At 69.9% G+C, this 12944-nt stretch carries 11 protein-coding genes; 7 read left to right on the top strand and 4 right to left on the bottom strand.

The features are described from left to right. Positions 1–37 precede the first annotated feature (37 nt). The 4 genes from AB0M70_RS01635 (at position 38) to AB0M70_RS01620 (ending at position 4989) form a co-directional block, all read left to right on the top strand. Complete coding sequence (locus AB0M70_RS01635; protein WP_365816247.1) at positions 38–709, top strand: succinate dehydrogenase; 672 nt, start codon at positions 38–40, stop codon at positions 707–709. 3 nt (positions 710–712) lie between these two features. After that, positions 713–2671: a fumarate reductase/succinate dehydrogenase flavoprotein subunit gene (locus tag AB0M70_RS01630; RefSeq protein ID WP_365815171.1), complete on the top strand. Its 1959-nt coding sequence runs from the start codon at positions 713–715 to the stop codon at positions 2669–2671. Next, on the top strand, positions 2668–3414 hold the full coding sequence (locus AB0M70_RS01625; RefSeq protein WP_363207235.1) for a succinate dehydrogenase/fumarate reductase iron-sulfur subunit: 747 nt from the start codon (positions 2668–2670) through the stop codon (positions 3412–3414). The genes AB0M70_RS01630 and AB0M70_RS01625 overlap by 4 nt, the downstream gene beginning before the upstream one ends. Positions 3415–3477: 63 nt before the next feature. Continuing rightward, the gene (locus tag AB0M70_RS01620) at positions 3478–4989 is read left to right on the top strand and encodes an acyl-CoA synthetase (protein WP_365815169.1); all 1512 of its coding nucleotides are present in this window, start codon (positions 3478–3480) and stop codon (positions 4987–4989) included. A 23-nt stretch (positions 4990–5012) separates the two neighbouring features. On the opposite strand, the gene AB0M70_RS01615 is transcribed toward AB0M70_RS01620, so the two are convergent. Further along, positions 5013–5912: a LysR substrate-binding domain-containing protein gene (locus tag AB0M70_RS01615; protein ID WP_365815167.1), complete on the bottom strand. Its 900-nt coding sequence runs from the start codon at positions 5910–5912 to the stop codon at positions 5013–5015. A gap of 153 nt (positions 5913–6065) precedes the next feature. Here AB0M70_RS01615 and AB0M70_RS01610 point away from each other — a divergent pair, with 153 nt between their 5' ends. After that, a complete protein-coding gene (locus AB0M70_RS01610; RefSeq protein WP_365815165.1) occupies positions 6066–7076 on the top strand; it encodes an aldo/keto reductase in 1011 nt (336 codons plus the stop codon). A gap of 42 nt (positions 7077–7118) precedes the next feature. Here the strand turns inward: AB0M70_RS01610 and AB0M70_RS01605 are convergent, their stop codons facing one another. Further along, positions 7119–7550, bottom strand: a complete 432-nt coding sequence (locus AB0M70_RS01605) for a Rid family hydrolase (protein ID WP_365815163.1) — start codon at positions 7548–7550, stop codon at positions 7119–7121. Between the two features lie 135 nt (positions 7551–7685). Here AB0M70_RS01605 and AB0M70_RS01600 point away from each other — a divergent pair, with 135 nt between their 5' ends. After that, a complete protein-coding gene (locus AB0M70_RS01600; RefSeq protein WP_365815161.1) occupies positions 7686–8594 on the top strand; it encodes a helix-turn-helix domain-containing protein in 909 nt (302 codons plus the stop codon). 79 nt (positions 8595–8673) lie between these two features. Further along, on the top strand, positions 8674–9468 hold the full coding sequence (locus tag AB0M70_RS01595; protein ID WP_365815159.1) for an SDR family oxidoreductase: 795 nt from the start codon (positions 8674–8676) through the stop codon (positions 9466–9468). Positions 9469–9500: 32 nt separating this feature from the next. On the opposite strand, the gene AB0M70_RS01590 is transcribed toward AB0M70_RS01595, so the two are convergent. Together AB0M70_RS01590 and AB0M70_RS01585 are read right to left on the bottom strand one after the other, a co-directional pair. Next, positions 9501–10370 carry a glycoside hydrolase family 16 protein gene (locus AB0M70_RS01590; protein ID WP_365815157.1) on the bottom strand — a complete coding sequence of 290 codons (870 nt, stop codon included), beginning with the start codon at positions 10368–10370 and terminating at the stop codon, positions 9501–9503. A 196-nt stretch (positions 10371–10566) separates the two neighbouring features. After that, positions 10567–12912: an excinuclease ABC subunit UvrA gene (locus AB0M70_RS01585; RefSeq protein WP_365815155.1), complete on the bottom strand. Its 2346-nt coding sequence runs from the start codon at positions 12910–12912 to the stop codon at positions 10567–10569. Positions 12913–12944 lie beyond the last annotated feature (32 nt).

The following is a 12944-nucleotide window of genomic DNA, read 5'->3' as shown; positions in this document are numbered from 1 at the left end:
GGCTCTGGCAACGCGGACGGACCGAAAACGGCCGTCGATGACGCGCACGATCTGGGACTCGTCCGTCGGCAAGAAGACAGTGATGGCGGTGAGTGGCCTGATCATGCTGCTCTACCTGATCGCCCACATGATCGGAAACCTGAAGATCTTCTTCGGGCCCGCGGAGCTCAACCACTACGCCCACTGGCTGCGCACGGTCGGCGAGCCCTTCATGCATTACGAGTGGACGCTCTGGCTGATCCGCGTCGTGCTCGTCGTCGCCGTGGTCGCGCACGCCGTCTCCGCGTACCAGCTGAGCCGCCGTGACATCAGGGCGCGCCCCGCCAAGTACGTCAACAAGAAGGCGGGCAAGAGCTTCGCCACGCGCACGATGCGCTGGGGCGGCATCATCCTCGCCCTGTTCATCGTCTGGCACATCCTGGACCTGACGACCGGCACCGTGCACCCGGGCGCCTACGAGCACCTGCACCCGTACCAGAACATCATCGACACGTTCTCCACGTGGTACGGCAACGTCATCTACATCGTCGCCGTCACCGCCCTCGGCTTCCACGTGCGCCACGGGCTGTGGAGCGCCGCGCAGACCCTGGGCGCGGGCAGGGCGACCCGCGACCGCGCCCTCAAGATCGTCGCCAATGGCCTCGCGCTGGTCCTGACGGCGGGCTTCGTCGTCGTCCCCGTGGCCGTCATGACCGGAGTGGTGAGCTAGCCGATGAATTCCTCTCGTGAGTACGCCGAGTATGTGACCGGGGAGCCGGTCGTCGACACCAAGGCGCCGGCAGGCCCCGTCGCCGAGAGGTGGGACACCCGCCGCTTCGAGGCCAAGCTGGTCAACCCCGCCAACCGCCGCAAGCACACCGTGATCGTCGTCGGCACCGGCCTCGCGGGCGGCTCCGCCGGCGCCACGCTCGCCGAACAGGGTTACCACGTCGTCCAGTTCTGCTACCAGGACTCGCCGCGCCGCGCCCACTCGATCGCCGCGCAGGGCGGCATCAACGCCGCGAAGAACTACCGCAACGACGGCGACTCGGTCCACCGGCTCTTCTACGACACCGTCAAGGGCGGCGACTTCCGCGCCCGCGAGTCCAACGTCCACCGCCTCGCGCAGATCTCGGTGGAGATCATCGACCAGTGCGTCGCCCAGGGCGTCCCCTTCGCGCGCGAGTACGGCGGCCTCCTCGACACCCGCTCCTTCGGCGGCGTACAGGTCTCCCGGACGTTCTACGCACGCGGCCAGACAGGGCAGCAGCTCCTGCTCGGCGCCTACCAGGCACTCAGCAGGCAGATCGCCGCGGGCAACGTGGAGATGCACGCGCGCACCGAGATGCTCGACGTGATCGTCGTCGACGGGCGCGCCCGCGGCATCGTCGCCCGCGACCTGATCACCGGGAAGATCGAGACGTACTTCGCCGACGCCGTGGTCCTGGCATCCGGCGGCTACGGCAACGTCTTCTACCTGTCGACGAACGCCATGAACTCCAACGCCACGGCCGTCTGGCGCGCCCACCGGCGCGGCGCCTACTTCGCCAACCCCTGCTTCACGCAGATCCACCCGACGTGCATCCCGCGCACCGGCGACCACCAGTCGAAGCTGACGCTGATGAGCGAGTCGCTGCGCAACGACGGCCGCATCTGGGTCCCCAAGGCCCAGGGCGACGACCGCCCGGCCAACAAGATCCCCGAGGAGGAGCGCGACTACTACCTGGAGCGCATCTACCCCTCCTTCGGCAACCTCGTGCCCCGTGACATCGCCTCGCGCGCGGCGAAGAACGTGTGCGACGAGGGCAGGGGAGTGGGCCCCGGCGGCCAGGGCGTCTACCTCGACTTCGCCGACGCCATCAAGCGCATGGGCAAGAAGGCGGTCGAGGCCAAGTACGGCAACCTCTTCGACATGTACGCGCGGATCACCGACGAGGACCCGTACAAGACGCCGATGCGGATCTACCCGGCCGTGCACTACACGATGGGCGGGCTGTGGGTCGACTACGACCTGCAGACCACCGTCCCCGGCCTCTTCGCGGTCGGTGAGGCCAACTTCTCCGACCACGGCGCGAACCGGCTCGGCGCCTCGGCCCTGATGCAGGGTCTCGCCGACGGCTACTTCGTGCTGCCGTCCACGATCAACGACTACCTCGCGCGCAACCCGCACCACGACGAGGTCTCCGACGAACACCCCGTCGTACGTGAGGTGCTGGACGAGACCACCGAGCGCATCACCCGGCTCCTCGCCGTCGACGGAGACCGCACCCCCGACTCCTTCCACCGTGAACTCGGCGAGCTGATGTGGGAGTTCTGCGGCATGGCCCGTACGGAGACGGGGCTGCGCAAGGCCCTGGAGCGCATCCCGCAGATCCGCGAGGAGTTCTGGCGCCGGATCAAGGTGCCCGGCACCGGCGAGGAGTTCAACCAGTCCCTGGAGAAGGCGAACCGCATCGTCGACTACCTGGAGCTCGCCGAGCTGATGTGCCTCGACGCCCTGCACCGCGCCGAGTCCTGCGGCGGTCACTTCCGCGAGGAGTCACAGACACCGGACGGCGAGGCGGCCCGCGTGGACGAGGAGTTCTCGTACGCCGCCGCCTGGGAGTTCACCGCCACCGGTGCCGCCCCCGTCCTTCACAAGGAAGACCTCGTCTTCGAGTACGTCCACCCCACCCAGCGGAGCTACGCATGAAGCTCACCCTGCGCGTCTGGCGCCAGCAGAACGCCGACGCCGACGGCGCCATGTCCACCTACGAGGTCGACGGCATCTCGTCCGACATGTCCTTCCTGGAGATGCTGGACACCCTCAACGAAGAACTCATCGTCAAGGGCGACGATCCCGTCGCCTTCGACCACGACTGCCGCGAGGGCATCTGCGGCGCGTGCTCGCTCGTCATCAACGGCGACGCGCACGGGCCCGAGCGCACCACCACCTGTCAGCTGCACATGCGGTCCTTCAAGGACGGCGACACGATCGACGTCGAGCCGTGGCGGGCCGCCGCCTTCCCGGTCGTCAAGGACCTGGTCGTGGACCGCTCGTCCTTCGACCGGATCATCCAGTCCGGCGGGTACATCAGCGCCCCGACCGGCGCCGCCCCCGAGGCCCACGCGGCGCCCGTGCCGAAGCCCGACGCGGACTTCGCGTTCGAGCACGCGGAGTGCATCGGCTGCGGTGCGTGCGTCGCCGCCTGCCCCAACGGCTCGGCGATGCTGTTCACCTCGGCCAAGGTCAACCACCTGGGCGTCCTGCCGCAGGGTGCTCCGGAGCGTGAGACGCGTGTCCTGGACATGGTCGCGCAGATGGACGAGGAGGGCTTCGGCGGCTGTACGTTGACCGGCGAGTGCGCCACCGCCTGCCCGAAGGGCATCCCGTTGCCCTCTATCTCGGCCATGAACAAGGAGTGGCTGCGGGCCACCCGGAAGGTCAGCCGCTAGCCGAACCATCAGGCTCCGTACGAGGTCTGACGCACCGTCAAGGCGCTCCTGTACCGTCACCGCATGCACCCGGGAGCGTACGACCCCGCCAGGCCGGCCGTCGTCACCGCCGACGGCACACGGACCCTCACCTACGGACAGCTCGAAGAACGCTCCCTGCGGCTCGCGGATCATCTGCGGGCCGCAGGACTGCGTCGGGGCGATCACTTCGCCCTCCTGTGCGACAACGACCCGCGCGCCCTGGAGGTCTACTGGGCGGCGCTGCGCTCGGGCCTCTATCTCACCGCCGTCAACCATCACCTCAGCACGGAGGAAGCCGCGTACATCGTGCGCGACTGCGGGGCGAAGGTGCTGATCATCTCCGGATCGCTCGCCGAACTGGGCGCCGCCGTCGTGGAGTTGGCGGGCGGTCCGCCGATGCTGCTCGGTCTCGACGACGGGACGTACGAGAAGGCCCTGGAGGCCGCGTCCGCCGAGCCGCCCGCCCACCAGCCGCGCGGCACCGACATGCTCTACTCCTCCGGCACGACGGGCCGCCCCAAGGGCATCAAGCCCGCCCTGCCCGAGGGCGACGTGCGCGACGAGCCGAGCACCTATGTGCTGATCTTCCAGGCCATGTACGGCTTCGGCGAGGACACCGTCTACCTCTCGCCGGCCCCGATCTACCACGCGGCGCCGCTGCGGTTCTGCGGAGTCGTCACGTCGCTCGGCGGCACGGTCGTCCTCATGGACGCCTTCGACGCGGAAGGCGCCCTGCGGGCCATCGAGCAGCACCGGGTCACGCACAGCCAGTGGGTGCCGACCATGTTCGTACGGATGCTGAAGCTGCCCGCACAGGTGCGCGAGCGGTACGACCTGTCGTCGATGAAGGTCGCCATCCACGCCGCCGCGCCCTGTGCCGTCGAGGTGAAGCAGCGGATGCTGGAGTGGTGGGGGCCCCTCCTGTACGAGTACTACTCGTCGACGGAGGGCAACGGCATCACGTTCATCTCGCCCGACGAATGGCTGCGCAAGCCCGGCTCGGTGGGCAAGGACGGGTTCCTCGGCGAGCTGCGGATCTGCGACGAGGCGGGCGGGCTTCTGCCGAGCGGCGAGACCGGCATCGTCTACTTCGAGCGCGAGGAACTGCCCTTTCGGTACCACGGCGACGAGGACCGCACGCGCGGTGCCCAGCACCCCACGCACCCGAACTGGACCACCACGGGAGACATCGGGCACGTGGACGAGGACGGTTATCTGTTCCTCACCGACCGCAAGGCATTCATGATCATCTCGGGTGGTGTGAACGTCTATCCGCAGGAGGCCGAGGACTGTCTCGTGCTGCATCCGGCGGTCGCGGACGTCGCGGTGATCGGGGTGCCGGACGCGGAGATGGGGGAGGCCGTCAAGGCGGTGGTGTGCCCGGCCGACGGAGTGAGCGCCGGGCCCGCACTGGAACGTGAGCTGATCGCGTTCGTGCGCGAGCGCCTCGCCCACTACAAGGCGCCGCGCTCCGTGGACTTCACGGACACGCTGCCCCGCACCCCCACCGGCAAGCTGGCCAAGTCCTCGCTGCGCCAGTCCTATTGGGAGTAGGCCGGGTGGAATGAGCCGCCGCGTCAGCCGAGGGAGCGGCCGGCCAGGACCGTCTCGCGGAAGGACGCCACCACCGGCCGCAGATCGACGGCGTGCCAGGCCGCCCACAAGTGAACGGACGCCTTGTGCCAGGGGAGTTCGCGTACGGCGACATCGTCCGTCGTGCCACGCACCATGCTCTTCTGGATGAGCGCGAGACCCAGGCCCGAGGCGACCAGGCCGAGCGCGGTGAGCGGCTCGGCGGCGTCCAGGCGGATGTCCGGGGTGAAGCCGGACGCCACGCACGAGGCGAGGAAGACGTCACGCCAGGCCGGATCCCGGGAGTTCTCGACCGCGATCCACGCCTGCCCGTCCAGGTCGTCCGGCGTCAACTCGGCCTGTGTGGCCAGCGGATGGGCCGCGGGCAGCGCGAGCAGCAGCGGATCCTCGAGGAGGGGCGCGGCCAGGAGATCCGGGTCGTCCTTCTCCGGCGGCTCCTGGACGAGGGCGATGTCCAGGCTGCGCTGGCGCAGGCCCTCGAACTGTTCCGCCGCGGAGAGGCTGTAGAGGGCGACGTGGATGCCGGGGCGTTCCTCCTGGAGGGTGCGCAGCGCGCCCGGCAGGACGCCGGTGTGCATGGCGTCGCCCACGTATCCGATGCACAGGCCGCCCTCCTCGCCGCGGCCGAGCCTGCGGCCGAGGTTCTCCAGGCGGTCCGCGTGCCGGAGCAGGGCGCGCGTTTCGCTCAGGAAGACCCGGCCGTCGGCGGTGAGGCGGATGCGCTGCTGGCTGCGCTCGAACAGGACGAGGCCGAGCTGCTTCTCCAGCTGGGCGATCTGGCGGCTGAGGGGTGACTGGGAGATATGGAGCGCCTCCGCCGCGCGGCCGACGTGTTCCGTCTCGGCCACGGCCACGAAGTAGCGCAGTTGTCGCAGGTCAAGCATGTAAGACCTCGGAGGACTCAAGTGTGTCCAAGCGAGTCTTGGACAGTCTCAAGCGTCGATCCTAACCTCGAACTCGCCAGGCCGACGGATCCCCCGAACCCTCACCAACCCCACGGAAACGTCGGAAATCCACCACCGCGAGGAAACACCCCCATGAGCATCAAGCACCTCCTCCCCGGAGCGCTCGGCTTCGGCACCGCCCCGCTCGGCAACATGTTCCGCGCCATCCCCGACGCGGAGGCCGCGGCCACCGTCGAGGCCGCCTGGGACCAGGGCATCCGCTACTTCGACACCGCCCCCTTCTACGGCGCGGGCCTCTCCGAGATCCGGCTCGGCGACGTCCTCGCGGGCCACCCCCGCGACGACTACGTGCTGAGCACGAAGGTCGGCCGCGTCATCCTGGACGAGGCCGAGGACCCCGCCGCCCGCGACCTCGGCGAGAAGGGCGGCCTCTTCGAGCACGGCCGCCCGAACAAGATGGTCAACGACTACACGGCCGACGCCACCCTGCGCTCCATCGAGGACAGCCTGAAGCGGCTGAGGACGGACCGGCTCGACATCGTGTGGGTGCACGACGTCGCGCAGGACTTCTACGGCGACGCGTGGCTGGCCGCCTACGAGCAGGCCCGTACGGGAGCCTTCCGCACCCTGGACCGGCTGCGCGACGAGGGTGTCATCGAGGCCTGGGGCCTTGGCGTCAACCGCGTGGAGCCGCTCGAACTCACCCTGGACCTGGACGAGCCGCAGCCCGACGCCTTCCTCCTCGCGGGCCGCTACACCCTCCTCGACCACGACCGCGCCCTCCAGCGGCTGTTGCCGGCCGCCGCCGCGAGGAACGTCGACGTCGTCGTGGGCGGGCCCTACTCCTCGGGCATCCTGGCGGGTGGACAGCACTTCGAGTACCAGAAGGCGCCCGCGGAGATCGTCGCCAAGGTCGAGCGCATCAAGGCACTCGTCGAGCGGCACGGTGTCGGCATCAAGTCCGCCGCCCTGCAGTTCTCCCTCGCCCACCCGGCGACGGTGGCGGCGATCCCCGGAGCCACCAGGCCCAGCCGCATCGCCGAGGACGTCGCCGCGCTCGGCGAGAAGATCCCCGCCGCGTTCTGGACGGACCTGCGCGCGGAGAAGCTGATCGCCGAGGACGCGCCGGTGCCCACCGCCTGACCCTTGAGCCGGACCCTCGCCGCCCGGGGAAGCGGCCGCCCGTCAGAGGCGGGCGGTGAACTTGACCTCGACAAGGAGCTCCGGGAAAGCCAGCCGCGGAGTGCCGACCATGGTGCTTGCCACCTGCGGGTCCGGCCGCCCGTAGGCCTCCTTGCGCACCGGCCCCGCCGCGGCGTCGGCCGCCTCGACGTCGAGCGCGTAGATGACTTCCTCGACGACGTCGTCGAGCGAGGCGCCGAAGCGCCCGAGCAACTCCGCCGCGTTGGCGTAGCACTGGCGCAATTGCTCGCCCGTGCGGGAGAAGTCGGTGACCCGTCCGGCATCATCGACGGTGGCGGGGGCGATCACTTCCGTACCGCTGTGGGACACCTGGCCGGACAGATAGATGGTGTCGCCGCGTCTGACCGCCTGTGCGTACCCGTAGGTCTTCTCCCACGGGACGCCGAAACTCTCGACTTGCTGTGCGCTGCTCATGAGGTCGACGGTATGAGGCGGTTCAGGGTCGGACCAGGATCGGCTGTGCCACTTACGGCAAGGATCGTGCCAGTGCCGGCATGAGGTTCGCGACGGTGCAAGGGGGAGCAGTTGGGTTCTGAAGAAGGCCGGACGGTGGTCGCGATCCTGGTGATGCCGCGGGTGTTCGCGCTCGACGTCAGCATCCCCGAGCATGTCTTCGGGCGGCATCCGGGCTATCGGGTCCTCGTGCGCGGGAACGTGAGCGGAGAGGTGAGCGGCGGGGCGTCGCTCGCCGACGTCGAATCCGCCGACATCGTCGTCGTGCCCGGCTATGAGGACCCGCACGTCCCGGTCCCGGACGCCTACCTGAAAGCGCTGCGGATCGCCGTCGAACGGGGTGCCCGTGTCGTGGCCATCTGCACGGGGGTGTTCGCGCTCGCGGCCTGCGGAATCCTGGACGGCAAGTCGGCCACGACGCATTGGCGTCATACCGAAGAACTCCGTCTGGCGTATCCGCGCGTTAACGTCGTCGAGAACCGGGTGTTCACCGAGGACGGCGCCGTTCTCACGTGCGCGGGCGGCGGGGCCGGCATCGACGCGTGCCTCCATGTCGTCGACCGCGACTTCGGTACGGCCGCCTCGGACGGCGTGGCGAAGGACCTCGTTTTCTCCTCCACCCGTGGCGCGAACGAACCGCAGTACAGGGACGCGCCCGCCCCACCGCGCGACAGCCTGCGGGCGACGCGTGAGTGGGTGCTCGACAACCTGGGGGCCGCGATCACCGTGCAGCGGCTAGCCGACCACAGCCTGCTGTCGCGGCGGACCCTCGTCCGGCGTTTCGTGCGCGAGACGGGGCTGCCACCCATGCAGTGGGTCACCCTCCAGCGGATTCTCGACGCGCGCCGGCTTCTGGAGACCTCGGCCTTGTCCGTGGAGAGGATCGCAGGGGCGGCGGGATTCGGGTCGGCCGCCAATTTCCGGACGATCTTCCGAAGGGAGGTGGGAGTAACCCCCACCGCCTACAGAAAGCTCCACGAAAAGCCAGTGAAGCCGCCCGAATGATCTACTGGACATCGGGGACAAGACGGAGGCCACGCTTGGGGCCGCCCGTCGCACCGCACGCAGCAGGAGGTAACACAGCATGCTCGTCGATCTCTCCGGCAAGACCGCCCTCGTCACCGGATCGACCCAGGGGATCGGGGCGGCCATCGCGGCCGGCCTGGCCAGGGCGGGAGCCCGGGTGGCCGTCAACGGCCGCTCCGCGGCCTCCGTGGACAAGGCCGTCGACCGGTTGAAGGGGGAGCACGGCGCCGCCGAGTTCTTCCCGGCCCCCGGAGACATCTCCACCGACGAAGGCGCCGCGCAGGTCTTCGCGGCCGTTCCCCGGGCGGACATCCTCATCAACAACCTGGGCATCTTCGGCGCGGAGCCCGCCCTCGACATCAGCGACGACGAATGGCGCCGCTACTTCGAGGTCAACGTGCTGACCGCCGTCCGCATGATCCGCCACTATCTGCCGGGCATGAAGGACCGCGCCTGGGGGCGGATCCAGAACATCGCCAGCGACTCGGCGCTCGTCACCCCCGCCGAGATGATCCACTACGGCACGTCGAAGACGGCGCTCCTCGCGGTCTCCCGGGGCTTCGCGAAGGAGGCCGCGGGATCGGGCGTGACCGTCAACTCCGTGATCGCGGGCCCCACGCACACCGGCGGTGTGGAGGACTTCGTGTACGAGTTGGTCGACCCCGCCCTGCCCTGGGACGAGGCCCAGCGGGAGTTCATGGCCAAGCACCGCCCGCAGTCCCTGATCCAGCGGCTCATCGAGCCGGAGGAGATCGCCCACATGGTGGTCTACCTCAGCTCACCCCTGGCCTCGGCCACGACGGGCGGCGCACTGAGGGTGGACGGCGGCTACGTGGACGCGATCGTCCCGTAGCGGAGCCGCCTCACCCCGTCTGCCCGTGGCGCCTAGTTGTTGGTGGTCACACGGACGTAGTCGACGACCAGTTGCTGCGGGAAGCTGGTGTTGCCGTCGGGGTCGCCGGGCCAGTAGCCGCCGACCGCGAGGTTGAGGATCAGGAAGAAAGGCTTGTCGAAGACCCACTGCTTGCCGCCGAGGTCGGCGGGGGTGCGGGTCTGGTAGACGTTGCCGTCCACGGACCACGTGACCTTGTTCGGTGACCAGTCCACCGCGAAGGTGTGGAACTTGTCCGCGAACGCCTCGCCGCCGGGCAGGGTGTAGCCCGCGCCGATGCCGCCGGAGCCCGAGTAGCCGGGGCCGTGCAGGGTGCCGTGGACGGTGCTCGGCTCGAAGCCGACGTTCTCCATCACGTCGATCTCGCCGCTCTGGGGCCAGCCCACGCTGCCGATGTCGGCGCCGAGCATCCAGAACGCGGGCCACATGCCCTGCCCGCGCGGCACCTTCATGCGGGCCTCGACATGGCCGTACGTCTGCGTGAACTTGCCGGAGGTGTTGAGGCGGGCCGAGGTGTACTCGCAACGGCCGTACCAGCACTGGTAGTTCGCGGGGTTTTCCTTGCGGGCGGTGATGACCAGGTTGCCCTGGCCGTCGAGGGCCGCGTTCTTGTTGCCCGATGTGTAGAACTGCCGCTCGTGGTTGTTGACGTTGTCGCCGGTCTCGATCTGCCACTTGCCGCCGTCGACCGCCGAGCCCGCGGGCCCGTTGAAGTCGTCGGTGAAGGTGGCGGCCGCTGCGGCGGGGGTGGGGGAGGGGGCCGCCGACGCTCCGGAGGGGAGACCGGTCAGGGCGGTGGCGCAGCAGGCCAGGGCGGCTGTGGTGAGCGCCGCACGGCGGCGCCAAGAGGTATGCACTGTCATCACATCGCTTCACGTGGGGGTGGCGAGAGAGTGGGGGGTGCGTAGTGCTGAGGCGTACGAGCACGTCATCAAGGCGTGCGCATGACAACCCGATGTCGAGAACTGAACGCGGCGAGCGATCAACCCCGCCGCTTTGTTCAGTACTTGATTTAAGGCAGACTCCGGTGCGCCGTCAAGGACTTGGTGCGTACCAACCTCAGCGGCCCCCGCCCGCCGCCCGCGCCAGATACGGCGCCGTCCGGCTCCCCACGGCCTGCGCCACCGCCGCGGGCGGCCCCGAGGCGACCACGCGTCCGCCCTCGTCCCCGCCGCCGGGACCCAGGTCGATCACCCAGTCCGCGCCGGCCACCACCGCCATGTCGTGCTCGACGACCACCACCGAGTGGCCCGCGTCGACCAGGCCGTGCAACTGGCGCATCAGGACCTCGACATCGGCCGGGTGGAGCCCCGTCGTCGGCTCGTCCAGGAGGTAGAGCGTGTGACCGCGTCTGACCCGCTGCAGCTCGCTCGCCAGCTTGATCCGCTGGGCCTCGCCGCCCGACAGCTCCGTCGCGGGCTGCCCGAGGCGCAGATAGCCGAGCCCCACGTCGAGGAGGGTGCGCAGACTGCGCGCCACGGCCGGGGTGTCCGCGAAGAACTCCGCGGCCGCCTCCACCGTCAGGTCGAGCACCTCCGCGATGTTCCGTCCCTGGTACGTCACTTCGAGGGTCTCGGGGTTGTAGCGAGCGCCCCCGCAGTCCGGGCAGGGCGCGTACGTGCTGGGCAGGAAGAGCAGCTCCACGCTCACGAACCCCTCGCCCTGGCAGGTCTCGCAACGTCCGCCCGCCACGTTGAAGGAGAAGCGGCCGACTCCGTAACCCCGCGCGCGTGCCGCGTCCGTGGCCGCGAAAGCCTTGCGCGCCACGTCGAAGAGACCCGTGTAGGTGGCCAGGTTGGAGCGGGGCGTGCGGCCGATCGGCTTCTGGTCGACGCACACCAGGCGCTCCACGCCGTCGAGGTCCTCGGTGACCTCGCCGATGAGGGTGGACTTGCCCGAGCCGGAGACTCCGGTGACCGCGGTGAAGGCGCCGAGCGGGAACGCGGCCGTCACGTCGCGCAGGTTGTGCCGGCTGACGGGGCCGACCTTCAGCCAGCCGCGCGGCTCGCGCACCTCGCGCGGCGGCGCGGACTCACGTCCGAAGAGGAAACGGGCCGTCGCGGACTCCGTGACGCCCTCCAGGTCCGCCACCGGGCCGCTGTGCAGCACCCGCCCGCCGTGCTCACCCGCGGCGGGGCCCACGTCGACGAGCCAGTCCGCGTGGCGCATGACATCGAGGTGGTGCTCCACGACGAAGACCGAGTTCCCCGCGGCCTTGAGCCGGTCGAGGACGGTGAGCAGGGACTCCGTGTCCGCCGGGTGCAGACCGGCCGACGGCTCGTCCAGGACGTACACGACACCGAAGAGCCCGGAGCGCAACTGGGTGGCCAGGCGCAGCCGTTGCAGTTCGCCGGCGGAGAGGGTGGGGGTGGCGCGGTCCGGGCTCAGATAGCCGAGGCCCAGCTCGGTGATCGTGTCGATGCGGGCGAGGAGGTCCGCGGCCAGGACCCGGGCCGCCTCCGAACGCGCCGCGCCCTGCAGGGACTTGGCGAGCTCCGACAGGGGGAGCGCCCCGAGGTCGGCGATCGTGCGCCCCGCGAAGGTGACCGCCATCGCTTCCGGGCGCAGTCTGCTGCCGCCGCACGCGGGGCAGTCGGAGCTCGCCAGGAACCCCTCGGCCTTGGCGCGCAGCGTCTGGCTCTTGGAGTCCGAGAACGTCTTCATCACATAGCGGCGGGCGCTCATGTACGTGCCCTGGTACGGGCGTTGAATGCGGTCCGCGTCCCGCACGGGGTGCACCGTGACCACGGGCTGCTCGTCCGTGAACAGGATCCAGTCCCGGTCGGCTTGCGGCAGCTCGCGCCAGGGGCGGTCGACGTCGTACCCCAGGGCGTCCAGGACGTCGCGGAGGTTCTTGCCCTGCCAGGCGCCGGGCCAGGCCGCGATGGCGCCCTCGCGGATGGAGAGCGACGGGTCGGGGACCAGGAGCTCCTCGGTCGTGCCGTGCACCCGGCCAAGACCGTGGCACTCCGGGCAGGCCCCGGCAGCCGTGTTCGGCGAGAAGGCGTCCGAATCCAGGCGCTCGGCGCCCTCGGGATAGGTGCCGGCGCGGGAGAACAGCATGCGCAGCGAGTTAGAGAGGTTCGTGACCGTGCCCACCGAGGAGCGGGAGGTCGGCGCGGAGCGGCGCTGCTGGAGCGAGACCGCCGGCGGAAGCCCGGTGATCTCCCCGACCTTCGGCGCCCCCACCTGATGGATCAGCCGCCTGGCGTACGGGGCCACGGACTCGAAGTAGCGGCGCTGGGCCTCCGCGTAGACCGTCCCGAAGGCGAGCGACGACTTGCCCGAGCCGGAGACCCCCGTGAAGACCGCGAGGACGTCACGGGGGATGTCCACGTCGACGTCGCGGAGGTTGTGCTCGCGGGCACCCCGGACACGTACGAACGGATCGTGGGGGCTGTGCATGGGGACTCCGTGGCGGCTAGGGGGCAAACCCC

The organism is Streptomyces sp. NPDC051214 (assembly GCF_040682375.1).
In the GTDB taxonomy this organism is placed as follows: domain Bacteria; phylum Actinomycetota; class Actinomycetes; order Streptomycetales; family Streptomycetaceae; genus Streptomyces.
Note: the sequence above shows the minus strand (reverse complement) of the source record. Positions and strands in the feature narration are given on the sequence as shown.